Annotated in this window: 25 protein-coding genes; 9 read left to right on the forward strand and 16 right to left on the reverse strand. The window is 60.5% G+C overall.

What is annotated here, in order from left to right:
- Nucleotides 1-131: 131 nt before the first annotated feature.
- From N434_RS16590 to rsmA, 3 genes are read left to right on the forward strand one after another with little or no spacing between them, the layout of a single operon-like run.
- Entirely contained in the window at nucleotides 132-1,079 is a 948-nt protein-coding gene (locus N434_RS16590; RefSeq protein WP_110759316.1) for a SurA N-terminal domain-containing protein, read from the forward strand.
- A gap of 26 nt (nucleotides 1,080-1,105) precedes the next feature.
- Nucleotides 1,106-2,128, forward strand: a complete 1,023-nt coding sequence (gene pdxA, locus N434_RS16595; RefSeq protein WP_110759318.1) for a 4-hydroxythreonine-4-phosphate dehydrogenase PdxA — start codon at nucleotides 1,106-1,108, stop codon at nucleotides 2,126-2,128.
- Nucleotides 2,128-2,961, forward strand: a complete 834-nt coding sequence (rsmA, locus tag N434_RS16600; protein WP_110759319.1) for a 16S rRNA (adenine(1518)-N(6)/adenine(1519)-N(6))-dimethyltransferase RsmA — start codon at nucleotides 2,128-2,130, stop codon at nucleotides 2,959-2,961. Before pdxA ends, rsmA begins: the two co-directional genes overlap by 1 nt.
- Before the next feature lie 16 nt (nucleotides 2,962-2,977).
- On the opposite strand, the gene vapC is transcribed toward rsmA, so the two are convergent.
- The 10 genes from vapC to fabD all read right to left on the reverse strand — a co-directional run bounded on the left by vapC (nucleotide 2,978) and on the right by fabD (nucleotide 10,856).
- Entirely contained in the window at nucleotides 2,978-3,376 is a 399-nt protein-coding gene (vapC, locus tag N434_RS16605; RefSeq protein ID WP_110759321.1) for a type II toxin-antitoxin system tRNA(fMet)-specific endonuclease VapC, read from the reverse strand.
- Nucleotides 3,376-3,609, reverse strand: coding sequence for a type II toxin-antitoxin system VapB family antitoxin (gene vapB, locus N434_RS25495; RefSeq protein ID WP_146227660.1), 234 nt, complete (start codon nucleotides 3,607-3,609; stop codon nucleotides 3,376-3,378). The genes vapC and vapB overlap by 1 nt, the downstream gene beginning before the upstream one ends.
- Nucleotides 3,610-3,702: 93 nt before the next feature.
- Nucleotides 3,703-4,365 carry a guanylate kinase gene (gmk, locus tag N434_RS16610; protein WP_110759322.1) on the reverse strand — a complete coding sequence of 221 codons (663 nt, stop codon included), beginning with the start codon at nucleotides 4,363-4,365 and terminating at the stop codon, nucleotides 3,703-3,705.
- 5 nt (nucleotides 4,366-4,370) lie between these two features.
- Nucleotides 4,371-5,258: a YicC/YloC family endoribonuclease gene (locus N434_RS16615; RefSeq protein ID WP_110759324.1), complete on the reverse strand. Its 888-nt coding sequence runs from the start codon at nucleotides 5,256-5,258 to the stop codon at nucleotides 4,371-4,373.
- Nucleotides 5,259-5,324: 66 nt separating this feature from the next.
- Nucleotides 5,325-6,545, reverse strand: a complete 1,221-nt coding sequence (mltG, locus tag N434_RS16620) for an endolytic transglycosylase MltG (protein ID WP_110759326.1) — start codon at nucleotides 6,543-6,545, stop codon at nucleotides 5,325-5,327.
- A gap of 26 nt (nucleotides 6,546-6,571) precedes the next feature.
- Nucleotides 6,572-6,856, reverse strand: a complete 285-nt coding sequence (locus N434_RS16625) for a hypothetical protein (RefSeq protein ID WP_110759328.1) — start codon at nucleotides 6,854-6,856, stop codon at nucleotides 6,572-6,574.
- A gap of 136 nt (nucleotides 6,857-6,992) precedes the next feature.
- A complete protein-coding gene (gene fabF, locus N434_RS16630) occupies nucleotides 6,993-8,255 on the reverse strand; it encodes a beta-ketoacyl-ACP synthase II (RefSeq protein ID WP_065115316.1) in 1,263 nt (420 codons plus the stop codon).
- A 249-nt stretch (nucleotides 8,256-8,504) separates the two neighbouring features.
- Entirely contained in the window at nucleotides 8,505-8,741 is a 237-nt protein-coding gene (locus N434_RS16635; protein WP_003502080.1) for an acyl carrier protein, read from the reverse strand.
- A gap of 350 nt (nucleotides 8,742-9,091) precedes the next feature.
- Nucleotides 9,092-9,829 carry a 3-oxoacyl-[acyl-carrier-protein] reductase gene (gene fabG, locus N434_RS16640; protein ID WP_065115315.1) on the reverse strand — a complete coding sequence of 246 codons (738 nt, stop codon included), beginning with the start codon at nucleotides 9,827-9,829 and terminating at the stop codon, nucleotides 9,092-9,094.
- A gap of 82 nt (nucleotides 9,830-9,911) precedes the next feature.
- Nucleotides 9,912-10,856 carry an ACP S-malonyltransferase gene (gene fabD / locus N434_RS16645; RefSeq protein ID WP_110759329.1) on the reverse strand — a complete coding sequence of 315 codons (945 nt, stop codon included), beginning with the start codon at nucleotides 10,854-10,856 and terminating at the stop codon, nucleotides 9,912-9,914.
- Nucleotides 10,857-11,079: 223 nt separating this feature from the next.
- Between fabD and N434_RS16650 the strand changes: the two genes are divergently transcribed.
- The 5 genes from N434_RS16650 to rplI all read left to right on the forward strand — a co-directional run bounded on the left by N434_RS16650 (nucleotide 11,080) and on the right by rplI (nucleotide 14,894).
- Nucleotides 11,080-12,123: an aldo/keto reductase gene (locus N434_RS16650; protein ID WP_110759331.1), complete on the forward strand. Its 1,044-nt coding sequence runs from the start codon at nucleotides 11,080-11,082 to the stop codon at nucleotides 12,121-12,123.
- Between the two features lie 291 nt (nucleotides 12,124-12,414).
- The gene (gene rpsF / locus N434_RS16660) at nucleotides 12,415-12,876 is read left to right on the forward strand and encodes a 30S ribosomal protein S6 (RefSeq protein WP_003520723.1); all 462 of its coding nucleotides are present in this window, start codon (nucleotides 12,415-12,417) and stop codon (nucleotides 12,874-12,876) included.
- A gap of 16 nt (nucleotides 12,877-12,892) precedes the next feature.
- Nucleotides 12,893-13,141: a 30S ribosomal protein S18 gene (rpsR, locus tag N434_RS16665; protein WP_003502063.1), complete on the forward strand. Its 249-nt coding sequence runs from the start codon at nucleotides 12,893-12,895 to the stop codon at nucleotides 13,139-13,141.
- Nucleotides 13,142-13,329: 188 nt separating this feature from the next.
- Nucleotides 13,330-14,304, forward strand: a complete 975-nt coding sequence (locus tag N434_RS16670) for a DUF2232 domain-containing protein (protein WP_110759333.1) — start codon at nucleotides 13,330-13,332, stop codon at nucleotides 14,302-14,304.
- Nucleotides 14,305-14,318: 14 nt separating this feature from the next.
- The gene (rplI, locus tag N434_RS16675) at nucleotides 14,319-14,894 is read left to right on the forward strand and encodes a 50S ribosomal protein L9 (protein WP_065115311.1); all 576 of its coding nucleotides are present in this window, start codon (nucleotides 14,319-14,321) and stop codon (nucleotides 14,892-14,894) included.
- A gap of 258 nt (nucleotides 14,895-15,152) precedes the next feature.
- On the opposite strand, the gene N434_RS16685 is transcribed toward rplI, so the two are convergent.
- From N434_RS16685 to N434_RS16695, 3 genes are read right to left on the reverse strand one after another with little or no spacing between them, the layout of a single operon-like run.
- Nucleotides 15,153-16,220 (reverse strand): HlyD family secretion protein, encoded by a 1,068-nt coding sequence (locus tag N434_RS16685; protein ID WP_110759335.1) that lies wholly within the window; start codon nucleotides 16,218-16,220, stop codon nucleotides 15,153-15,155.
- Nucleotides 16,221-16,239: 19 nt separating this feature from the next.
- Nucleotides 16,240-17,985 carry an MFS transporter gene (locus N434_RS16690; protein WP_065115309.1) on the reverse strand — a complete coding sequence of 582 codons (1,746 nt, stop codon included), beginning with the start codon at nucleotides 17,983-17,985 and terminating at the stop codon, nucleotides 16,240-16,242.
- Entirely contained in the window at nucleotides 17,982-18,437 is a 456-nt protein-coding gene (locus N434_RS16695) for a MarR family winged helix-turn-helix transcriptional regulator (RefSeq protein WP_065115308.1), read from the reverse strand. The genes N434_RS16690 and N434_RS16695 overlap by 4 nt, the downstream gene beginning before the upstream one ends.
- Nucleotides 18,438-18,749: 312 nt before the next feature.
- On the opposite strand from N434_RS16695, the gene N434_RS16700 reads away from it, so the two are divergent.
- Nucleotides 18,750-20,246 carry a replicative DNA helicase gene (locus N434_RS16700; protein ID WP_065115307.1) on the forward strand — a complete coding sequence of 499 codons (1,497 nt, stop codon included), beginning with the start codon at nucleotides 18,750-18,752 and terminating at the stop codon, nucleotides 20,244-20,246.
- A 69-nt stretch (nucleotides 20,247-20,315) separates the two neighbouring features.
- Here the strand turns inward: N434_RS16700 and N434_RS16705 are convergent, their stop codons facing one another.
- The 3 genes from N434_RS16705 to N434_RS16715 all read right to left on the reverse strand — a co-directional run bounded on the left by N434_RS16705 (nucleotide 20,316) and on the right by N434_RS16715 (nucleotide 23,192).
- The gene (locus N434_RS16705) at nucleotides 20,316-22,010 is read right to left on the reverse strand and encodes an ABC transporter ATP-binding protein (RefSeq protein ID WP_110759337.1); all 1,695 of its coding nucleotides are present in this window, start codon (nucleotides 22,008-22,010) and stop codon (nucleotides 20,316-20,318) included.
- 178 nt (nucleotides 22,011-22,188) lie between these two features.
- Nucleotides 22,189-22,491: an AzlD family protein gene (locus N434_RS16710; RefSeq protein ID WP_110759338.1), complete on the reverse strand. Its 303-nt coding sequence runs from the start codon at nucleotides 22,489-22,491 to the stop codon at nucleotides 22,189-22,191.
- On the reverse strand, nucleotides 22,488-23,192 hold the full coding sequence (locus N434_RS16715) for an AzlC family ABC transporter permease (protein ID WP_110759340.1): 705 nt from the start codon (nucleotides 23,190-23,192) through the stop codon (nucleotides 22,488-22,490). The genes N434_RS16710 and N434_RS16715 overlap by 4 nt, the downstream gene beginning before the upstream one ends.
- Nucleotides 23,193-23,239: the final 47 nt, after the last annotated feature.

Genomic DNA, 23,239 nt, shown 5'->3' on the forward strand with positions numbered 1-23,239 from the left:
TACGTGGCAAAATCGCGGTGCGGATACAAAAATGCAGCTCTGAAAGCCGGGAGTGCCGCACTCCTGAGCGACAGACGAACAGATTGGCGGGACAGGGAAACAGGACCCGGCCCGACGAAAGGGAGAAGGATATGATGAATTTCGGAAAGACGGCTTTGCGTGGCGCTGCTTTCGCCTTTGCGATATTCGCCGTTCCCATGGCCGTCGTGCCCTATTCCGGCCAGGCCTTTGCCGACAGCGCGGTCAAGATCGTCGTCAACAAGACGCCGATCACCAATGACGATATCGCCAAGCGCGTCGCCTTCCTGAAGCTGCAGCGCCAGTCCGGCAATCTCAACGAAAAGGCCCGCGAGCAGCTGGTGGACGAAGCGCTGAAGCGTGAAGAAATCGGCCGCGTGAAAATGTCGGTCAGTACGGACGATGTCGACGCGGCTTTCGCGCGCTTTGCCGCCAATAACAAGATGAACCCGCAGCAGCTGACACAGATCCTTTCGAAGGCCGGTGTTGGCGCCGATCATTTCAAAGCCTTCATCGCCGTACAGATGAGCTGGCCTCGCCTTGTCAACGCCCGTTATGGCGCACGTGGCAAGATGTCGACCCAGGACCTCGTTACCCGCCTGAAGGAACGCGGCGACAAGCCGGTCACCACGGAATATTTCCTGCAGCAGATCATTTTCGTCATTCCGGAATCGAAGCGTAACGCCATTACCGGCAAGCGCAAGGCCGAGGCCGAAGCCTCGCGCAAGCGTTACCCCGGCTGCGATCAGGCCATGAGCTTTGCCGCAACCATGCGCGACGTGGCGATCAAGGACCTTGGACGAATTCTCGCGCCCGAACTGCCGGAAGACTGGAAGGCGCTGGTGGAAAAGACCAAGGAAGGCGGCACCACCGGCACCCGCGTGACCGAAAAGGGCGTCGAATATCTGGCAATCTGCAAGCAGCGTCAGGTATCCGACGACTATGCCGCGGAAATGGTGTTCAAGGCCGAAGACCTGATGAAGGCCAAGGGCGGCGAAAACCCCAACGAGAAGAAATATATGGATGAGCTGCGCAAGAAGGCGCAGATCGTCAACACCTGATACTGAGACGAAAGCCGGGTCTTTCCGTGACACATGCATCCCTGCCGCTTGCCCTGACACAGGGAGATCCAGCCGGTATCGGCCCTGATATCGCCATCACCGCCTGGGCAAAGCGCCGGGAGAACGGTCTGCCGCCCTTTATCTTCATCGGCGATCCCGATGTGGTGGCAAGCCGCGCGGCGTTGATCGGTATCCCGGTCACTATCGAGACCTGCGAAGCGGGTGATGCCGCCGGCCTGTTCGAGCGTGCTTTCCCTGTGCTTCCGCTTCCCGTCGGTTTCGAGGTACAGGCGGGCCAGCCGCATGTCGGAGCAGCGCACGCGACGATCAAGGCCATCGAGACCGCCGTGACCCTGACAGTTGAGGGCAAGACTGCGGCTGTCGTCACCAATCCGATTGCGAAGTCCGTGCTTTACGAAGCGGGTTTCGGTTTTCCCGGTCATACGGAATTTCTGGCCGATCTCGCCTTGCGCCAGACCGGCGAGCAGGTAACGCCGGTGATGATGATTGCCGGCCCCAAGGTCCGCGTCGTGCCGGTAACGATCCATATTCCGGTAAAAGACGTGCCGGCGGCGCTGACGGAAGAGCTGATCGTCAAGACCTGCCGTATCATCGATACCGATCTGCGCGAGAAATTCGGCATTGCGGCGCCGCGTCTGGCTGTCGCCGGTCTCAATCCGCATGCGGGCGAAGATGGTGCGCTGGGCACCGAGGACCGCGATGTGGTTCATCCGGCAACCATGCGGCTTCGCAAGGACGGCATCGATGCCTTCGGCCCCCTGCCCGCCGACACCATGTTCCATGATGCCGCCCGCAAGCGCTACGACGTGGCGGTCTGCATGTATCATGACCAGGCACTCATTCCGGCCAAGGCGCTCGGCTTTGACGATTCCGTCAATGTCACGCTCGGCCTGCCCTTCATCCGCACGTCACCCGACCATGGCACCGCCTTCGGCATTGCCGGTCAGGGTATCGCCAATGAAGCGAGCCTTGTCGCGGCGCTGAAGATGGCGGCAGAAATCTCTGCCCGCAGCCGGGTTGGCGTATAATGGCGGCCATAGACGGACTGCCACCGCTGCGCGATGTCATCCAGCGCCACGGGCTCGATGCGAAGAAATCGCTCGGGCAGAATTTCCTGTTCGACCTCAATCTCACCCAGAAGATCGCCCGAACGGCGGGACCGCTTGAGGGTGTGACGGTGATCGAGGTCGGCCCCGGACCTGGCGGCCTCACCCGCGCCATTCTTTCACTTGGTGCAAAAAAGGTCATCGCCGTCGAACGCGACAGCCGCTGCCTGCCGGCGCTGGCGGAAATAGAAGCACATTATCCCGGACGTCTTGAGGTCATCGAGGGTGATGCCCTGAAGACCGATTTCGAGACCTTGCTTCCCGCCGGCGAACCCGTACGGATCATCGCCAACCTGCCTTATAATGTCGGTACGCAATTGCTGGTCAACTGGCTGCTGCCGAAACAATGGCCGCCCTTCTGGCTCTCCATGACGCTGATGTTCCAGAAGGAAGTCGGTCAGCGCATCGTGGCGGAAGAAGGCGACAACCATTACGGCCGCCTCGGCGTTCTCGCCGGCTGGCGCACGGTATCGGAAATGGCCTTCGACGTGCCGCCGCAGGCCTTCAGCCCGCCGCCGAAGGTAACCTCCACCGTCGTGCACCTGCTGCCGAAGGACAAGCCGCTGCCTTGTGACGTTGCCAAGCTTGAAAAAGTGACCGAGGCCGCCTTCGGCCAGCGCCGCAAGATGCTGCGCCAGAGCGTGAAAAGCCTTGGCGGCGAAACGCTGCTGGAAAAAGCGGGCATCGATCCGACACGACGGGCGGAAACGCTGTCGGTGGAAGAGTTCGTGACATTGGCGAACGCGCTGGGATAAATGCTAAGCTCTGAGACTATACCCAGTTTTCGGCTCGCAAGCCCGGCATACGAATGAATTCGCGCATATTATTGGTTACGACGATCAACCCCTCGCTACGGGCATGACCACCAATCTGCATATCATGAACGCCGCACGGCGTTCCAGCCTTGGCAAGCTCGGCCCTGATCTGGCCGTAGTGTGCGGCGCCTTTGTCGGCGAAAGGCAGAACGTCCAAACGCGCGGTAAAATTTTCAATGGCGATGATGTTTTCCTGGCGGCGGACAGATTTTTCAGCACCATAATATAGCTCGCCAAGTGTGATACTCGAGATACACAGTTGATCTGCTAGGGCGTTGAATTTCTCCCGCAGCTCCGGAGGATAAGTCTTCATCACATAGATACATATATTGGTATCGAGCATATATGTGAGCATCAGAAGGGCTCGCGCTCATCCAATGCAGGCTCTTCGCGAGCGGAAAGAAAATCATCCGTTGCACGTGGGCCGGTCAGAAAGAGGTCGTCCCAGCGCTTTCCCTGCGGCACTATAACACGCGCGAGACCGATTTTCAGAACATCGACCTTATGCACGTCATCAGGAAAAGCCACCGTCTTGGGTAGCCTCACAGCTTGACTGCGATTGCTTATAAAAACCGTTGACGTAGCCATTGTCAGAGCCTCGTATATCCTGTCGGGATATACATAACGCCGAACCGCTTCGATTTCAAGATTTTGGGGCCGGTAGCCAGAGGCTACCTTCCATCAGAGCTTCGGCTCTTCCTCGAGCAACGCCCGCACGAAATCGAACATACCGTGGCGGCGGTCGCGGCGGACGCGCTCGGCCTTCACGATGGCTTCCACGGCTTCGAAGGCGGCCTGCAGGTCATCATTGAGGATGACATAGTCATAATCGCGCCAGTGCTCGATTTCGGCGCGGGAATTGACAAGGCGCGTCTTGATGACCTCTTCGGTGTCCTCCGCCCGGCGGTGCAGGCGCGATTGCAGTTCGGTCATCGTCGGCGGCAGGATGAAGATCGACACGACATCGGCCTTCATCTTGTCCTGCAGCTGCTCCGCACCCTGCCAGTCGATATCGAACAGCATGTCACGGCCGGCGGCCATGGCATCTTCCACTGGCCCACGCGGCGTGCCGTAAAAATTACCGTGAACTTCCGCCCATTCCAGCAGCGCGTCACTGTCGCGCAGGCGCTCGAATTCACGCGTGGAGATGAAATGGTAATGGATGCCGTCAATCTCGCTCTGGCGGCGCGGACGCGTCGTGACGCTGACGGAGAGGCCGATATTCTTGTCCTTGTCGAGCAGGTTGCGGGCAATCGTGGATTTACCCGCGCCGGATGGTGAAGAAATCACCAGCATCAGCCCTCTGCGGGCAATCGTGACGGGAGAATCATTCACCGGGGCCATGGGGTCTACTCCAGATTTTGGACCTGCTCGCGGAATTGGTCGATAACCACTTTCAGCTCTATGCCTGCTGCGGTTACCGCACTGGCGTTCGATTTGGAACAGATTGTATTCGACTCGCGGTTAAATTCCTGTGCAAGAAAATCGAGCTTGCGGCCGACAGGCCCGCCATTCGTCAAAAGCTCCCGCGACGCCTGCACATGCGCGCGCAGGCGGTCGATCTCTTCGCGCAAATCCGCCTTGGTGGCGATCAACGCCGCCTCGGCATGGAGACGGTCGCGATCAAGCCCGTGCATGCCATCACCGATCAGGGCAATCTGCTGGGCAAGCCTTGCCGCGATCTGATCCGGCTGACGGGAAGGATCGCTCTCGATCACGTCTACAAGCTGCTCGATCCGGTCGATATGGCCGGACAGGATGGCAAACAGCGAAGCCCCTTCCCGCTCGCGCATATCCTTCAGCTTCTCGACGGCGGCCGCGAAACCGGCCAGCACATCGCCGTTGCGTCTCGCCTGCGCCTCTGCGTCGTCTTCCGCCTCGCGGAAATCGACAAGGCCGCGCAGCGTAAGCAGCGTATCGAAACTCAACGGCCTGTCGTCAACGACATCACCAAGTTCCTTCTTGAGCGCCAGAACCGCAGCAAGCGCATCGCGGTTGATGACGGCCTCCAGCCGGTTTTCCGCAATCGTCAGCGTCAGGCCCGCCTGTATATTGCCACGGGAGAGATGCTCGCCCGCGATTTCCCGCAGGCCGGTTTCCAGCGCTTCAAGACCGTTGGGCAGACGCAGGCGCATATCGAGCCCCTTGCCGTTCACCGAACGCAATTCCCACGCCCAGCGGTAACGGCCGGAGGTTCCTTCGCTGCGCGCAAAGCCGGTCATCGATTGCAATGTCATATCCAGATTCCCCCCGTCATGCCCTGCGAAACCGGGCCTTGCGATGACAAGGCCCGGTCACGATTATCAGTTGTTGGCCGGCTTTTCCGCCTCTGCGCCACCCGGCTGGCCATCCACGGCCACATCGGGATTGGCGCCTGCTGCCGCCTTTTCCGCCTCGATCTTGCGCCAGCGGCGCACATTGGCGTTGTGTTCGTCCAGCGTCTTCGCAAAGACATGGCCACCCGTGCCATCGGCAACGAAATAAAGGTCATCCGTGCGCCATGGATTGGCGACGGCTTCAAGCGCCGCGCGGCCCGGATTGGCGATGGGAGACGGCGGCAGGCCCTTGATGACATAGGTGTTGAACGGCGTCTGCTTCTGCAGGTCCGACTGGTAGATCGGCCGGTCCGACGGTTTGCCGTCGCCGCCGAACAGACCATAGATGATCGTCGGGTCGGACTGCAGGCGCATGCCCTTCTTCAGGCGGTTATAAAAAACGGAGGCGACGTGGGCGCGCTCGTCATCCTTGCCGGTTTCCTTCTCGACGATCGAGGCAAGCGTCACGAATTCCTCGACGGTCTTGATCGGCAGGTCGGGATCGCGCCGTTCCCAGATCATGTCGATCAGCTTGTCCTGCGCCGCACTCATCTGGTTGATGATCTCTTCGCGCTTGGTGCCGCGGGTAAAGCGATAGGTATCCGGGCGCAGGCTGCCTTCCGCCGGCAGGGCCGATGGCAATTCGCCGTCCAGTACCTCGTCCGCGGCAAGACGTGCAAACATCTGCTTGACGGTCAGACCTTCCGGCAGCGACACGGAATAAAGGATCGACTTGCCGGATTCCAGCAGCATCATGATGTCCTTCATCGACGCGCCGGCCTTGATCTCATATTCACCCGCCTTCAGCGTCTGGTCCTTTTGCAGGTAGCTGCCGGTCATCAGGCGGAAAACACGGGCATTGGAGATGACGTCGTTGCGCTCGAGATTATTGGCAATCTCGATGATGCCGGCACCGTTGCGCACCGTGAAATGGGTGTTCGTCTGAAGCGGACCGGGCTCCTGGAACGCATTGATCATGTAATAAAAGGCGGCGATGGCCAGCACACAGACGGCGACCGCAAGCGTCATCAGAAAATTCAGGAAGATCACCAGCTGGCCATGGGCCTTGCGGGAGCGCTTCGGCGGGGCCGGCACCTTTTCCGGGCGCAGCGCCTCGGTCGGGGATTTCGGAATGATCGGGCCGCGATTGCCCTCGCCTCCACCGTCTCGTCCGTATGGTCCCTGGCTGTTCTGGTTCGTGTCGCTCACCGTCGGTCCTTTTCAGTTCGGCGTTGTCAGCGCTTTTTGCGCAGGTAATGCGGCAAAAACAGGTTCGGAATATCTTCCTGCACCACATAGAGACATTGTGAATGCCTCTTTTCCGGCCCCGCGAAACATCGTTGCTGGCGGAGCCGGTCAGGTAAAGCCGTCTGCGATCTGCAATCCGCCCGTGGCGGGAAAATCATCCCGAAACCGGCAAACCACCTCCCATAGACGACTACAATATCGGCGCGAAAATCGAAATGGCTTTCGCAGGCCGCAAGGCGTTCTTCAAAGGAAAGAGCGCTGTCTTTCAGCACCCGGCGGGAGAGAGCCGCAACAACCCGAGGCGGTTTGCTGCGCGGGCGCCATCGCGACGGCAAATCCGTCGCGATCTGGATTCTGGTTTACGCAAGTCCTCACCCCAAAACCGCTGCCCGGTTTCGGAAGACATGCCTAGGCTTCGTAACGGCGCAGCACGAGGGAGGCGTTGGTGCCGCCGAAGCCGAAGGAGTTCGAGAGCGCCACGTTAACCTGACGCTTGCGCGCCTTGTGCGGCACCAGATCGATCTTCGTCTCGACATCGGGATTGTCGAGATTCAGTGTCGGCGGAACGATGTTGTCACGGATCGCAAGCGTGGCGAAAATCGCCTCGATGGCACCCGCCGCACCGAGAAGATGGCCGGTGGCCGACTTGGTGGAAGACATGGAGATCTTCGAGGCCGATTCGCCGACAAGCCGCTCGACCGCGCCAAGCTCGATCGTATCGGCCATGGTGGAGGTGCCGTGGGCATTGATGTAGTCGATATCGTCAGGTGTGAGACCGGCGCGCTTCAGAGCCATCGACATGCAGCGATAGGCGCCTTCGCCGTCTTCGGAGGGCGCCGTGATGTGGTAGGCATCACCGGAAAGGCCATAACCGACGACTTCGGCGTAAATCTTCGCGCCGCGCGCCCTGGCATGTTCCAGCTCTTCCAAAACCACGATGCCCGCACCCTCGCCCATGACGAAACCGTCGCGGTCACGGTCATAGGGGCGCGAGGCCTTTTCCGGATTGTCGTTGTGCTGGGTGGAAAGCGCCTTGCAGGCGGCAAAGCCGGCAAGCGCGATGCGGCAGACCGGCGATTCGGCGCCGCCGGCAACCATGACATCGGCATCACCAAGCGCGATCAGCCGGGCGGCGTCGCCAATGGCGTGCGCGCCGGTCGAGCAGGCCGTCACCACGGCATGGTTCGGTCCGCGCAGCTTGTGGCGAATGGAAACCTGGCCGGATACGAGGTTGATCAGACGACCGGGAATGAAAAATGGTGAAATGCGGCGCGGGCCCTTGTCGCGCAGCGTATAACCCGCCTCGACAATGCCTTCCAGACCGCCGATGCCGGAGCCGATCAGCACGCCGGTGGCAATCTGGTCCTCATCCGTTTCCGGATGCCAGTTTGCATCGGCAAGCGCCATGTCGGCGGCGGCCATGCCGTACAGGATGAATGGATCGATCTTGCGCTGTTCCTTGGGCTCCATCCAGTCATCGGCATTGAAGGTGCCATTGGAGCCATCGCCGACGGGAATGCGGCAGGCGATCTTTGCGGGCAGGTCCTCGACTTCGAACTCAGTTACGAGACGGGCACCATTCTGGCCGGCGAGCAGCCTTTCCCAGGTGACTTCCGTTCCACATCCAAGAGGAGATACCATGCCGGTACCGGTGATAACGACACGCCTCATCGCCAATGCTCCGCCCTTATCCAAATCATCGGTCTTTCTGCAACGCCGGACATCACAGGGGTGACGCTCACGGGATGCTGCAGCATTTCAAATGTCCGCATTATTTGCCGGGCACCGCCTCGGGGCCGGAAATCAATGCAATCTACGGGACACACACCCGTTCGGGCGCGTACCGTCTCTCTATAAAACATTGGCCCGGACAAGCCGGGCCAAGACGGGAAGATATTTCACCTTCCCGATGAAGGTCGATCAGGCCTGGGCCTTTTCGATGAACTTGACGGCGTCGCCAACGGTCAGGATCGAGTCCGCTGCGTCGTCGGGAATTTCAACGCCGAATTCTTCTTCGAAAGCCATGACCAGTTCAACGGTGTCGAGCGAATCAGCGCCCAGATCGTCAATGAAGCTGGCGCCTTCGACAACCTTGTCGGCGTCAACGCCAAGATGATCAATTACAATTTTCTTTACGCGTTCTGCGATATCGCTCATGTCGGTTTCCTCGACCTTTATTTTGAAGGGAATGCCTCGCGGCACCCTGCCCTGTTAGAAGCCCTCATGCGCCGTTCAAATCCGGCACTGCGGGCAAACCCGTTCAACCCGGTCCAAGCTAGACATCGTCACGCAAAATCGCAACGGCTTCCTGTCTCTCCGGGACGACTGTTCACAGTCTTGGCCCGCTTAACACGGTTTCAATCGGTCGAAAAGCCTGAAAACGCGCTAAGCACAGCGTATGACAGGCTATTTCGCCGGAAACCGGCATCCGGGGCCTTGCGGCGCCAGCTACCCAAGAAGGTACTGAAATCGCGCCGCAATCCTTTTCACAACGGCTGATGGCGCCGTCAGATCATTGCCATGCCGCCGTTGACGTGCAGGGTCTGGCCGGTCATGTAGGCGGCTTCATTGGAAGCCAGATAAAGAACGGCCGACGCCACTTCGGCACCGGTTCCCATGCGCTTCATGGGAATGGCGCCCATGATGGCTTCTTTCTGCTTGTCGTTCAGCTTGCCGGTCATGGCGCTTTCGATGAAGCCCGGCGCCACGCAGTTGACGGTGACGTTGCGGGTGGCGATTTCCTGGGCCAGCGACTTCGAAAAACCGATCATGCCGGCCTTGGAGGCGCAATAGTTGGCCTGGCCGGGATTGCCGGTGACGCCGACGATGGAGGTGATGTTGATGATGCGGCCGAAACGGCGGCGCATCATCGGGTGCGTCAGCTCACGCGTCAGGCGGAACATCGCGGTCAGGTTCACTTCGATGACGTTGTCCCAGTCCTCGTCGCTCATGCGCACGAAGAGGCCGTCCTTGGTGATGCCGGCATTGTTGACGAGGATATCGACGCCTTCCAGCTCGGCTTCGGCCTTTTCGCCGAGAGCCTTGACCTCGGCGCGGTCGGCAAGGTTGGCCGGGAATATCTTGACGCGATCGCCAAGTTCCGCCGCCAGCGCCTCGAGCTTTTCAACGCGGGTGCCGTGCAGGCCCACAGTTGCGCCTTGGCTGTGGAGAAGGCGGGCGATTTCTTCGCCGATGCCGCCGGTCGCGCCGGTTACGAGAGCCTTGCGGCCTGTCAGATCAAACATGTCCTATTCCTTCTTTAGAGCTTCGGACTGAAAATGTTCAGCGCTGTTGCGCCCGATGAATGCGGCAGCCGGAGTATCCGTCTCAGCCGATGAGGGTGGCAAGAAGCTGGTCGATATCGGCAGCGCCGTTGACGGCAACGCCGTTCACCGTCTTGTCGATACGGCGGGCAAGGCCCGTCAGCACCTTGCCGGAGCCGATCTCGTAAAGCTGCGTGACATTGTTGGCGGCGAACCACTCAACCGTTTCGCGCCAGCGCACCTGACCCGTCACCTGTTCGACCAGTAGGGCGGCAATCTCGTCGGCATCGGAAACCGGCGCGGCGCGCACATTGGCGATGACGGGCACGACAGGGGCCTTCTTTTCGACCTTGGCCAGCGCCTCGCGCATGGCGTCCGCCGCCGGCGCCATCAGCGCGGAGTGGAATGGGGCGGAAACCGGCAGCATGATGGCGCGCTTGGCGCCCTTTTCGGAGGCGATTGCCGCCGCCTTTTCGACAGCCGCCTTGCCGCCGGAAATGACGAGCTGGCCGCCGCCATTGTCGTTGGCGATCTGGCAGACGCCAAGAATGCCGGCTTCCTCGCAGATTGCCGAAACCGCGTCATGCTCCAGCCCGATGATCGCCGCCATGGCGCCCTCGCCCACCGGCACGGCAGCCTGCATGGCGTTGCCGCGGATGCGAAGAAGACGCGCCGTATCGGCAACCGAGAAGGTGCCGGCGGCACAGAGCGCCGAATATTCGCCGAGCGAATGGCCCGCGACATATGAGACGGCATCCGAAAGCTTGAAACCGCGCGCTTCGAGAACCCGCATGACCGCCATGGATACGGCCATCAGCGCCGGCTGGGCATTGGCCGTCAGCGTCAGCGTCTCTTCCGGGCCGTTCCACATGATATCGGAAAGCTTCTGGCCAAGCGCCTCGTCCACTTCCTCGAACACGGCACGCGCCTCGACATAGGTATCGGCGAGTTCCTTGCCCATGCCGACAGCCTGGCTTCCCTGACCGGGAAATGTGAATGCAATACCCATGGGATGTGGTCCTTCTTTTCTGGCCTTGCCTTTATTCCTGCGACTTCCATTCACATTCCCGGAAGCGAAGTCAAGGCTTGAGGCCCTATGGCAGGCCCTTCTCCGAGGTTTTGCCGTGCTGTTTTCCCCTGTCTTTTCATCATATTTTTTCTTGCACTGCGGCAATTCCCCATTACTTTCATGCCACCTTTCAAACCATCTCGCCTAGCACCGGGACATTTCCATGAAACAGAGACTATTGGGCCGCACGGGTATTTCCGTGTCCGAAATTTGCCTTGGCACGATGACGTGGGGCACACAGAACACCGAAGCCGAGGCGCATGCGCAGATGGATTACGCCGTCGAAAACGGCGTCAATTTCTTCGACACGGCAGAACTTTACCCCACCACCCCCGTTTCCGCCGAAACGCAGGGCCGGACGGAAGATTATATCGGCACATGGTTCGAAAAGACCGGCAAGCGCGATCAGGTCGTGCTGGCCACCAAGGTCGCCGGTTCCGGGCGCGATTATATTCGCGGCGGCCGTGATATCGACGCCGCCGCCATCCGCGAGGCTGTCGACACCAGCCTCAAGCGCCTGAAGACGGATTATATCGACCTTTACCAGATCCACTGGCCGAATCGCGGCACCTATCATTTCCGCGGCGTCTGGAGCTTCGACGCCTCCGGCCAGGACAAGGAGCGCACGCTCGCCGAAATCACCGAAAAGCTCGACACGCTCGGCGAGCTGGTGAAGGCCGGCAAGATCCGCGCCATCGGCCTTTCCAACGAAAGCGCCTGGGGCACCCAGAAATATATCGACATCGCCGAGGCCCGCGGCCTGCCGCGCGTCGCCACCATCCAGAACGAATATAACCTGCTCTATCGCAGCTTCGATCTCGACATGGCTGAAGTCGCCCATCACGAGGATGTCGGCCTGCTTTCCTATTCGCCGCTGGCGGCGGGGCTGCTGACCGGCAAATACCAGAATGGCGCGTGCCCGGCGGGATCACGCGGCAGCATCAACAGCAATCTCGGCGGCCGCCTGCAACCGCTTCAGGAAGCCCCCGTCAGGGCCTATCTGGAACTTGCCGCGGCCCATGGGATCGACCCGGCACAGCTCGCCATCGCGTTTTGCCTGACCCGTCCGTTCATGGCGTCAGTCATCATCGGTGCGACGACGATGGAACAGCTGAAGGTGGATATTGCCGCCGCCGACGTGACGCTGTCGGATGACGTGCTGAAGGGGATCGCGGCGATCCACCGGCAATATCCGATGGCGATCTGACAACCGGACGGCGCGCTTTTTCGCCCCTTGCCCTTGCATTCCGGGCAAAAATCCGTATAAGCGCGCTGTTCACAACACCCGGTCTTATGGCTGGTGGCTGAACGGAGGGCTGGTTCCGGTGACGGAACAGCAGGAACCATAAGGTTTTTCCGGCCTCCCGTGTCTCCGCTCTCGACCGTCTCGAACAACGCTTTTCTTGCTTTAAGGCTTCACCGCCTCACCCAAGAGCAGTCGTTGAGGCTTAGCGCCGTTGCCGGGTGAAGGACGAAACGCAAGAAAGGCAAAGCTTAAATGGCTCTTTACGAACACATCTTCCTTGCCCGGCAGGATATTTCTGCCCAGCAGGTTGACGCACTTGTCGAGCAGTACAAGGGCGTTATCGAATCGTTCGGCGGCAAAGTCGGACGCATCGAGAACTGGGGTCTGAAGTCCCTCACCTACCGCATCAAGAAGAACCGCAAGGCTCACTACGCTCTCATGGACATCGACGCTCCGGCGGCCGCCATCCATGAAGTCGAGCGCCAGATGCGCATCAACGAAGACGTTCTTCGCTACATGACCATCGCCGTCGAAGCCCACGAAGAAGGCCCGTCCGCGATGATGCAGAAGCGCGACCGTGACGACCGTCCGCGCCGCGATGGCGACCGTCCGGACCGTGGCCCGCGTGAAGATCGTGGCCCCCGCGCACCGCGCGAAGGTGGCTTCGGCGACCGCGAAGACCGTCCGCGCCGTCCGCGCGAAGACCGTGCATAAGAAGGAGTTTTGACCAATGGCTGACGCATCCTCTTCCCAGGCACGCCGCCCGTTCCACCGCCGTCGCAAGACGTGCCCCTTCTCCGGCGCAAACGCTCCGAAGATCGACTACAAGGACGTACGTCTGCTGCAGCGCTACATTTCCGAGCGCGGCAAGATCGTTCCGTCCCGCATCACGGCCGTTTCCCAGAAGAAGCAGCGCGAACTCGCCCAGGCGATCAAGCGCGCCCGCTTCCTCGGCCTGCTGCCCTACGTCGTAGCGTAATGAATTGAAGCGAGGCTGCGTCTTGGCGCGGCCTCGTTTTCTCCTTTGAAGCAACTGACTTTTAATCAGTAGGTTGCGAGTTCAAATCCTTCCGCGTTGGGCGCGGATCGATACCATAAAACCCATGTTGGGGATGAGGCTCCTAAGGAGCGATCCTCTAACTGCTTTCGTTTCAGCAGGACAGCGAAGTGCAAAAGTTGAACCAGACAGTGCTGATTTCCGGCGTTCTCGCCGGCATATGCGCCGCGTTTTTGACGCTTGGCGCAACGGCACAGTCGTCCTTTTCCTTCCTGCTCTATGCCGGTTCCGCCATGCCGATCCTGATTGCAGGCATGGGCTGGGGCAACCGCGCCGCCATCGTCGCGATCATTACCGCGGCCATCATCGGCGCTCTCGTCATGTCGCCGCTGTTTGCGCTGACCATCGCCATCTTCACGCTGATCCCGGCGGGCTGGCTTTCGCATCTTTCCAATCTGGCGCGCCCGGCTTCCGAACTCGGCGGCCCGGATGATCTGCTCGCCTGGTATCCGCTCTCCGGCATCGTCCTGCACCTGTGCATTCTGGTCTCCCTCGCCGTTGTCATTCTCGGTTGGATGATCGGTTACGGTCCCGATCTCGTTGCCCGCATGGTCGATATCATGATGACCTCGGTGCAGAACCGCGAGCCGCTGTTCGAACCCAATGCCGAGGCGCTCGCCCAGACGAAATCGCTGCTGGTGCTGATGCTGCCGATCGTTCAGGGCGGCCTGTGGGTCATCCTGCTGTTTGCGGCCTATTATTTCGCGACCCGGCTGGTCGGCTCCTTCGGCAAGGGTCTTCGCCCGCGTGAGGATATCGCTTCCGCGCTGCGCATGCACCGCAACGCCATCTTCATTTTTCTGGCCGGCATCGTCGCCATGTTCCTCGGCGGCGTCGCGGCCATGGTCGGCGCGGTCATCTGCGGCACCTTCGGCGCGGGCTTCCTGATGGCGGGTTACGCCTCGCTGCACAAGCGCGCCCGCGGCAAGGACTGGCGTCTGCCGGTTCTCATTCTCGCATATCTCTCAGCGGTCTTTGTCTTTCCGCTGTTCATCATTCTCGTGTTCGGCCTGAGCGACGTGCGCAGCACGATCTCTCTTACTCCGACGCGGAAAACCGACAATACGAACGAAACCAAACCATAGAAAGGATCAAGAAGATGGACGTCATTCTTCTCGAACGCATCAACAAGCTCGGCCAGATGGGCGAAACCGTCAAGGTTCGCGACGGCTACGCCCGTAACTTCCTGCTGCCGCAGGGCAAGGCGCTGCGCGCCAACGCCGCCAACAAGGCCCGTTTCGAAACCGAGCGCGCAACGCTCGAAGCCCGCAACCTCGAGCGCAAGTCGGAAGCCCAGAAGGTTGCCGAGGCTCTGGAAGGCAAGTCCTTCATCGTCGTCCGTTCGGCTGGCGAAACCGGTCAGCTGTACGGTTCTGTTGCTGCCCGCGACGTCGTCGAAATCCTCGGCGCAGAAGGCTTCAACATCGGCCGCAACCAGGTTGAACTGAACACGCCGATCAAGACCATCGGCCTGCACAACGTTACCCTTCACCTGCATGCCGAAGTCGAGCTGCAGGTTGAGCTGAACGTTGCCCGTTCCGCCGAAGAAGCTGAACGCCAGTCCAAGGGCGAAAGCCTCACCTCCGCCGACGCCATCTACGGCGTTGACGAAGACGCGCTGCGTCCGGAAGACTTCTTCGATCCGGAAGCAGACCGCGACGGCGACGACGAATAAGATCTGGCTTAACGGTCAAAGGAAAACCCCGGATGGAGACATCCGGGGTTTTTTTTTGGATTGAATTCGCGGAGGAATACCCCCCTCTGCCCTGCCGGGCATCTCCCCCTCAAGGGGGGAGATCGGCAGGAGGCGCTACCACCACTTCATTCACAACTGTTGAGATGGGCGAGACCTGACCGCGAGTCGATCTCCCCCCTTGAGGGGGAGATGTCCGGCAGGACAGAGGGGGGTAACCACGCTCGTCGAGCGTTCCCACTACTTCGCCGCCGTCTCCGCTCCATCAGGCGCCACGCTCTTGTCCACATGCACCACCACCGACATGCCCGGCGAAAGCTCCACCGCAAGCGGCTGGTCGGGATCAATCACGATCCGCACGCCGAGGCGCTGGGCGATCTTCACGAAATTGCCCGTCGCATTGTCCGGCTTGATGACGGCGAATTCCGAACCCGTGGCGGGCGAGAACCGCTCCACATGGCCGGTAAGCTTGCGGCGATGCAGGGCATCCACCGAGATCGTCACCGGCTGGCCGACCTGCATGCCCGCCAGCTGGGTTTCCTTGAAATTGGCGATGACCCAGACATCATGCGGCACGACGGCCATCAATTGCGTTCCGGCGGTGACATATTGGCCGGTGCGCACGCCGACTTCGCCGAGCCTGCCGTCCACGGGCGCGTGGATTTCGGTATTGGCGAGGTCGATCTTGGTGAGTTCGACCGCGGCCTCGGCGTTGGCGACAGCGGCCTGCAGGGAGCTGCGGTTGACGATGATCGTCTGCAGATCCTGACGCGAGACCTCAAGGGCGGCTTTGGCCTGCGACAGCGACGCCCGCGCCTTTTCAAGCGCGGCGTGGGCCTCTTCCTGCAGGCTGGAGGTTCCGACCCCGCTTTTGATGAGATTATCCTGCCGGTCGGAGGCAAGCTGCGCCTGCTTCAGCGAGGCTTCGGCGCTGTCGACCGCCGCCTGACTGGAGAGGATGTTGGCATTGGCGGCATTTTCCTGCTGGCGGGAATTATCCAGCGCCGCCTTCTGCGTATCGAGCGTGGCAGCCGCCTGCGCCTGTTTCTGCCGGTAGATGCGGTCATCGATCTTCGCCAGCAGCGTGCCCTGCTTGACCTCCTGATAGTCCTTTACCGGGACATCCACGACATAACCGCTGACCTGCGGGCTCATGGTCGTGACGTAACCGCGCACAAAGGCGTTGTCGGTCATTTCGACGGTGGAGAGAAACGGCGGCAGCCGCCACGCATAAAGCACCAGCGCGACACCGGCGAGACCGCCGAGCAGCACGAGAATGGAAACGGGGGTAAAAAACTTCTTCAGCATTGTGTCACTCTTGGAAGGTTCAAGACTGTGGTGCCGGCGCGGCATCGATGTCACTCCGGAGGAGGAAGGGACGGATGCGCATCCAGGCAAGGTGGAGTAAAAGCGCGACAAGCGCCAGCGCCGAAACGACTGAGATCAGCAGGAAGGTGTCATTATAGGCCAGCACATAGGCTTCCCTGCTGACCTGCTGGCCAAGCAGCGCAAGCCCTTCTGCCTTCAGCAGCGCCGGATCGGTGATGACGTGGCTGTAGGCGCCGGAAAGCTGCGACACGCGCTGGGCAACCAGGGGATTGGTGAGCAGGATATTTTCCACCAGAACATTGGAATGGAACTTCTCACGCAGGGTCACGAAGCTGCCGAGCAGTCCCGTCATCAACATCGAACCCGTGATCTGCGTGAACAGGAAGATGGTGATGAAGTTCACCAGATAGGGCACGCCTCTGGCAAGTGCTGCGGCAAATCCCTTGGACATGACCGGGGGCAGGAACATGGCGGCGCCGAAGGCGATCATCATCTGGCTGAGATACATCTCACCCGGCCGCGTCAGATTGGTGGACTGGCTGTCCATGAACGAACCGGCCGCAATCAGCGTCAGCGCGATCACATGGGCCGTATCGACATATTTCGTCAGCATCAGCCAGGCGCAGGCCGCACCGCCAAGCACGGTGGCCAGCAGCACCAGCGCATAAAGCGTGGTGGTCTGGTCGTTCAGCAGGCCGAGCTGCTGGTAGAAGCTGACCGCCGTGGAGGATTGCTCGGAGGAAACGGCGCGGTAGACGAGCAGCACCGCAATGATATGCAGGTTGGTTTTCGAGAAAATCCAGCGCAGGTCGAGCAGCGGGTTCTTGCGCGGCAGTTCGATGAAGGCCATGAGGGTCAAAAGTGCGATCGACGTTGCCAGAAGCACGCCCAGCCACCACGTTTCGAACCACCAGTAGAACCGGCCGAGCGTCAGCATGACCGCGAGGCAACCGAGGCCGCCCGCAAACAGCAGATAGCTTAAGATATCCATGCGCTCGATGACTTTCGCACGCGGCGGCGGCGTAACCTTGAGGACGTAGATCATCGCGAAGGAAATCAGCGCAAATCCCACTTCCATGGAATAAAGCGCGTTCCAGCCGTCGATTTCCAGCAGGGAGGGCGAGACGATACGCGCGATCGGCGCCGACAGCAGCGTGCCGGTCAGCGCGATGCTGAAACCGAGCGAGAATTTCCGTGCCGGCGGAAAGGCCTCCAGAATATAGAGAAAGCCCAGCGAGGAAATCGGCGCCGCCGCCATGCCGCTGACGAAGCGGATGACGATGGCCGAATGCAGGTCGGTCACGAACAGGTTGAGACAGGAAGCGACCACAAAGGCGATGATCGAGAGTTCGGCAAAGGGCCGCAGGCCATATTGCGCCCTGATCTTGAAGAGCGCGATGGAAAACGTGGCATAGGGCGCCATATAGGCGGCGGAAAGCCAGGCCACTTCGGCCACCGTGGCGGAGAACTCACCCTGCAACTGGTAGATATTGGCCATGACGAGGTTCATGCCCAGACCCTGGGTAATGAAGAATGACAGGCCCGCAAAGATGAAACACAGCCTCAGCCATACCGGCCGCTCAACCGGCTGCGGCGCAGCCGCTGCGGCAGGTTCCGGCGCAGTCGCATCGCCATCGGCGTCGCTCACCGTCCGAGAGGCAGCTACAGCGTCTTCAGGCCCGGCGGCGGGCACATCTTTTTCGGAAACCGCCTCGTCCGTGGCCTGCGGCAAGACAGTGCTCACGACTGCGCCCTCCCCGCCGCGAGATTTTGCAGATTGGCCGAAAGACGGCGCATCACATCGAGCGCCATCGCCAGATCCTGCGAGGAGATGTCGGCGGTGATTTCCGAACGCAGCGTCTTTGCCACCGCCTGCACCGTGCCGGAGGTCTTCTCACCTTCTTCCGTCATGTGGATGCGTTTGGCGCGGCGGTCGTTTTCGTCGGAGCGGCGTTCTATGAGGTTCTGTTTCTCCATACCGTCGAGCACCCGCACCAGCGTCGGGGTTTCGATTTCCATTTCCTCGGCAAGCTCCGTCTGCGTCAGCGGCCCCCGTCGCGACAGGGCAAAAAGCGCACGCGCACGCGCAAGCGTCAGCCCGCTTTCCCCTACCCGCGCATCAAAAAACGCGCGCAGCTTGCGGGTAAAAGCGGAAACCTCGTCGAGAAGCTGTTCCTTGTCGGTTTCGCGAGACATTCGAAGTAAGCCTTATAATTAGCACACTACTTATTTTCTGCCTATTTATTCGCAAGCCTGACGATTTTCAAGTTTCTTTCATGCCGGGTCTGCCATGCGGTAAACTCATGGCAGCGAATCACGTTGCCGGAAAATCCCGGCGCCCTGTCCCCGCCCCGCCTGTGGATTGCTGGGGACAACTGAAGATGTGATCCAGCTTTACAGAGCGGACGTCAGCCTGCCGCATAGTGTTGCAACAATATCATTGACTGCCATGCCCCAGGAAGCCAAACCCGAAGTGTAAGGACAAGGCAAAGGGAGATCGCGCAAACCATGAACGACGCTGTGAGAAAGATCACCCCCGCGCAGCCGGCGGAACCGCACTACCGCGAAGCGCCAAACAATATCGAGGCCGAACAGGCGCTGCTCGGCGCCATCCTCGTCAACAACGACGCCTATTATCGCGTGTCGGACTTCCTGAAGCCCGTGCATCTGTATGAGCCCCTGCATCGCAAGATCTTCGAGGTGGCGGGCGATATCATCCGCATGGGCAAGACCGCCAATCCAGTGACGATCAAGACCTTCCTGCCGGCCGACGACAAGATTGGCGACCTGACGGTGGCGCAGTACCTCGCGCGTCTGGCCGCTGAAGCCGTATCGATCATCAACGCGGAAGATTACGGCCGCGCGATCTATGATCTGGCGCTGCGCCGCGCGCTGATCCAGATCGGCGAGGATGTCGTCAACATCGCCTATGACGCGCCGCTCGACATGCCGCCGCAGGCGCAGATCGAAGACACTGAGCGCCGCCTGTTCGAACTGGCGGAAACCGGCCGTTACGACGGCGGCTTCCAGTCCTTCAACGATGCCGTGGCGCTGGCGATCGACATGGCGGGCGCGGCCTTCGAACGCGACGGCAATCTCTCCGGCATTTCCACCGGCATTCATTCGCTCGACGCCCGCATGGGCGGCCTGCAGCGTTCCGACCTTATCGTTCTCGCGGGTCGCCCGGGTATGGGCAAGACCTCGCTTGCGACCAACATCGCCTACAATATTGCCGCCTCTTACGAGCAGGAAGTGCAGCCGGACGGGTCGTACAAGGCCAAGAACGGCGGCGTCGTCGGCTTCTACTCCCTCGAAATGTCGTCCGAACAGCTGGCGACCCGTATCATCTCCGAGCAGACGGAAGTGTCCTCCTCGAAAATCCGCCGTGGTGACATCACCGAGTCCGACTTCGAAAAACTCGTCGCCTGCAGCCAGATGATGCAGAAGGTGCCGCTTTACATCGACCAGACCGGTGGCATCTCCATCGCCCAGCTGTCCGCCCGCGCCCGCCGCCTGAAGCGCCAGCGCGGCCTCGACGTGCTTGTTGTCGACTACGTTCAGCTGATGACCGGCTCCGGCAAGAGCGGCGAAAACCGCGTGCAGGAAATCACCCAGATCACCACGGGCCTCAAGGCGCTGGGCAAGGAACTCAACGTCCCGATCATCGCGCTGTCACAGCTCTCCCGTGCGGTGGAAAGCCGCGAAGACAAGCGTCCGCAGCTTTCCGACCTGCGTGAATCCGGCTCCATCGAGCAGGACGCCGACGTGGTGCTGTTCGTGTTCCGTGAGGAATATTACGTCAAGAACATGGAGCCGCGCGATCCAGCAGACCCGAAATATGCCGAATGGGAAGCCCTGTTCGACAAGGTGAAGGGCACGGCCGACGTCATCATCGCCAAGCAGCGTCACGGACCGACCGGCACGGTGAAACTCGCCTTCCAGTCCGAATTCACCCGCTTCGCCGATCTGGCCGACCCGTCCTTCAGCCAGTACGAAGAGCATTGACACACGGCCACACAGGCTATCGCTGAAAGAACACCGCCCCGTCCGGTTTCAGGATGGGGCGGAATCATTTCAATGGCTTGGCACCGCCCCCTCAGAAGCCGATTCATCCGGTGCCCTGCCTGGTAAAGCGACGACCTGATCGCCTGTGCGGATGCTGCTCTGGCGGTGGGTGATGGCGATGATGGTGATATCGCTGTCGACCCGTCTCAACTGGTCCATGATTTCCCGCTCCGTCTCCTCGTCCAGCGCCGAACTTGCCTCATCGAGTAGCAGAATGGACGGTTCGCCATAAAGCGCGCGGGCAATCGCAACCCGCTGACGTTCGCCGCCGGAGAGCTTCAGCCCCCTTTCGCCGACAATCGTATCGAAACCTTCCGGCATCGCCTCTATCCGGTCGAGTATGGCGGCGCGCTCGGCCGAGCGGCGCAGTTTTTCCTCATCCAGCACCCGCCCAAGCACGATATTGCTGCGCAACGTATCGTTCAGCAATTGCACCTCCTGCGGAACAATGCCGGCAACGGCAAACCAGTCATCCCGGCCGATGGCGGTCAGGTCGGTGCCATCGATGGTGATGCGACCGGACTGCGGCGCCATGGTTTTCTGTAGAAGCCGGAAGAGTGTCGATTTTCCGGAGCCGGTCTCGCCGGTGATGAAGGTCAGACGTCCCGGCGCTGCAGTGAAAGAAACACCTTCGACGCCGCGACCGTTTTCGTAGCGAAAACCCACCTGATCAAACTCAATCGCCTTGCCCGACAGCTGCAGCGGGCGGGTGTTTGGAAGTTCCTCCTCTGCTGGCTCGTTCCACATGCGGGCATAGGGCGCGAATTGGGCGAAGGATCGGACCGCCTCGCTGATCGATTGCCCGATCAGTTCAAAAGGCATGTTGAGCTGAAGCAGAAGCGTGTTGAAGAGAACGATATCGCCTATCGAGAGATCTCCCGCCTCATGGCGCGGCAACAGCAGATAAAAGCCGATGACCATCTGCACGACGAGTGCAAGCGAGATGGTGAAGACAAAGCCGATCCGCCGCAGGGAATAAAGCCGCCAGTTCCGATAGATCGAGCCTGCATTGTCCGCGAACCGGCGTTTCATCCATGCAGTGCTGCCCGTGTGCCGCAAAGGCTCGATCATGCCGATGGCATTGCCGACAAAACCGGCATTCCCCTGCCCGGCTTCAATGGCCTTTTCCAGAAAAGGCGTGGTCAGGCGGTTCGAGGCAAGCGTAAGCGCGATGAAGGCCGCACCATAAACAATGACGATGGCGACCAGATCCGCACTGAGGACAGTTCCCAGCAACAGGGTGCTGAACAGAAACGTGGCGATGCCCGGAACGAAATAAATAAGGCCGATCTGCATGATCGCCGAGGCAGCCGAAGCGCCCCTTGTCTGCGCAGCCTGAATCTCCGCCGGGTTGTGATCGTTGAAGAACGACGGATGTTTATGGACGATGCGCTCGAAGAAGCGCGTCGTCGCGACATATTCCAGCCGTTCCGAATGGATGACCGACATATATTGCGTGGAGCGCTGAATACCCGTCGCCAGTGCCGTCAGGCCCGCATAGAGCGAAAAACCGAGCATCCATTGCAGCGGCGCGTTCGGCAGATCGTCGATCAGGCGGGAAAACACATAGGGACCGGCGGTGGCGAGGACAGAGCCGAGCAGGATCGTCAGCAGCAAAAAGGTGATGGACGGCCATGACGTCTTCAGGTCTTCGGCATAGATCCGGGAAAGCGGTCCGAATGCAACTTCACGATTGCCTGTCATCACTCTCTCCCGCCCGGCGCTGCTTGAAAGATACGGCAGGCATTGGATAACGGCTCGGAAGTGCTCACTCAAGTCCGGGTTATCGTCGTCCGTTCACATTCAATATTCCGCATGGAATGAATTTGCGCCCCGTCCGGTTCCCGACGCGGAATCTTTTCAACGCTTTGACAGGATTGCCTCACAATCCGATTCCGCGCAGCAGCGCCACGGCCGCGACACCGAGCGTGGCGGCGGGCAGAAGGCTGAGGCGCAGCGCCGCGACGGCGGTGATTGCGCAGGCGATGGTTTCCGCCGGCCCGGTGGCAAGCGCCGTCGGGGTGACCACGGCCATCAGGACGGCGGGAGGAACCACGCCGAGCGCCTTTTTCAGGCGCGGCGTCAGGGTAAAATGACTGACCAGCAACAGGCCGCCAAGCCGGGTGGCGACGGTTGCCGCCATCATGGCGAGGATCGTCAGCAGGGTATTCGGGTCGAGCGTCATGCCGGCTGCTCCGCCTGCTCCCCATGGCCGAAAGCGGCGACAGCAAGCCCGGCCAGCGCGCCGACGGCAATGTACCAGGCGCCGGGAACCAGCGCGTGGGTGAGACAGGCAGCGGACGCGCTTGCCAGAAGCACGAAGCCGGTTTCCCTGCCCTTCCAGAAGCCCATGAGCAGGACGATGAAGACGGCGGGAAAGGCAAAGTCGAGACCAATGACCGACATATCCCCCACGACCGAACCGAGTAGTGCGCCGGCAAGGGTCGCAAGGTTCCAGACGAGATAGATCGACAGCGCCGCGCCGGTGAAGAATGCCGCCGTCAACCTGCCGGCGATGACGCGGAATTCTGACAATGCCCAGGATTCATCCGTCAGCACCAGCATGGCCGCATATTTCCGCCAGCCCCTGAAGTCATCCAGCTTGCCGGCAATGGAGGCGCTCATCAGCACATGGCGCAGATTGACCAGCAGCGCCGCAAAGCCGAGCGCGCTCCAGCTTGCCGGGTGCGTCCATAAATCCATCGCCACGAATTGCGAGCCGCCGGCAAAGACCAGGAGCGACATCAGCGAGGCTTCGAGGGGCGACAGGCCCTTGCCAATGGCAACTGCACCGAACACCACGCCAATCGGCACCATGGCGACCAGCAATGGGGCAGCAGCCCTCAGCCCCGCGGTAAATTCGGCGCGTTTTTCCGATATGGACATCGCATTCTCCCTTTCAGAAGAGAGCGATTACGCCCGGGACGCCGTCC

Source organism: Rhizobium sp. UGM030330-04, from assembly GCF_003208455.1.
GTDB classification, from domain to species: Bacteria; Pseudomonadota; Alphaproteobacteria; order Rhizobiales; family Rhizobiaceae; genus Agrobacterium; species Agrobacterium rhizogenes_A.

Coding starts and splice junctions, on each gene's coding strand:
- rplI (WP_065115311.1), top strand. CDS start 14,319: ATGGACGTCATTCTTCTCGAACGCATCAACAAGCTCGGCCAGATGGGC.
- N434_RS16700 (WP_065115307.1), top strand. CDS start 18,750: ATGAACGACGCTGTGAGAAAGATCACCCCCGCGCAGCCGGCGGAACCG.
- N434_RS16695 (WP_065115308.1), bottom strand. CDS start 18,437: ATGTCTCGCGAAACCGACAAGGAACAGCTTCTCGACGAGGTTTCCGCT.
- fabD (WP_110759329.1), bottom strand. CDS start 10,856: ATGGGTATTGCATTCACATTTCCCGGTCAGGGAAGCCAGGCTGTCGGC.
- rpsR (WP_003502063.1), top strand. CDS start 12,893: ATGGCTGACGCATCCTCTTCCCAGGCACGCCGCCCGTTCCACCGCCGT.
- N434_RS16710 (WP_110759338.1), bottom strand. CDS start 22,491: ATGACGCTCGACCCGAATACCCTGCTGACGATCCTCGCCATGATGGCG.
- rsmA (WP_110759319.1), top strand. CDS start 2,128: ATGGCGGCCATAGACGGACTGCCACCGCTGCGCGATGTCATCCAGCGC.
- rpsF (WP_003520723.1), top strand. CDS start 12,415: ATGGCTCTTTACGAACACATCTTCCTTGCCCGGCAGGATATTTCTGCC.
- fabG (WP_065115315.1), bottom strand. CDS start 9,829: ATGTTTGATCTGACAGGCCGCAAGGCTCTCGTAACCGGCGCGACCGGC.
- vapC (WP_110759321.1), bottom strand. CDS start 3,376: ATGCTCACATATATGCTCGATACCAATATATGTATCTATGTGATGAAG.
- N434_RS16590 (WP_110759316.1), top strand. CDS start 132: ATGATGAATTTCGGAAAGACGGCTTTGCGTGGCGCTGCTTTCGCCTTT.
- N434_RS16635 (WP_003502080.1), bottom strand. CDS start 8,741: ATGAGCGATATCGCAGAACGCGTAAAGAAAATTGTAATTGATCATCTT.
- N434_RS16615 (WP_110759324.1), bottom strand. CDS start 5,258: ATGACATTGCAATCGATGACCGGCTTTGCGCGCAGCGAAGGAACCTCC.
- N434_RS16650 (WP_110759331.1), top strand. CDS start 11,080: ATGAAACAGAGACTATTGGGCCGCACGGGTATTTCCGTGTCCGAAATT.
- fabF (WP_065115316.1), bottom strand. CDS start 8,255: ATGAGGCGTGTCGTTATCACCGGTACCGGCATGGTATCTCCTCTTGGA.
- vapB (WP_146227660.1), bottom strand. CDS start 3,609: ATGGCTACGTCAACGGTTTTTATAAGCAATCGCAGTCAAGCTGTGAGG.
- gmk (WP_110759322.1), bottom strand. CDS start 4,365: ATGGCCCCGGTGAATGATTCTCCCGTCACGATTGCCCGCAGAGGGCTG.
- N434_RS16685 (WP_110759335.1), bottom strand. CDS start 16,220: ATGCTGAAGAAGTTTTTTACCCCCGTTTCCATTCTCGTGCTGCTCGGC.
- N434_RS16705 (WP_110759337.1), bottom strand. CDS start 22,010: ATGACAGGCAATCGTGAAGTTGCATTCGGACCGCTTTCCCGGATCTAT.
- N434_RS16715 (WP_110759340.1), bottom strand. CDS start 23,192: ATGTCCATATCGGAAAAACGCGCCGAATTTACCGCGGGGCTGAGGGCT.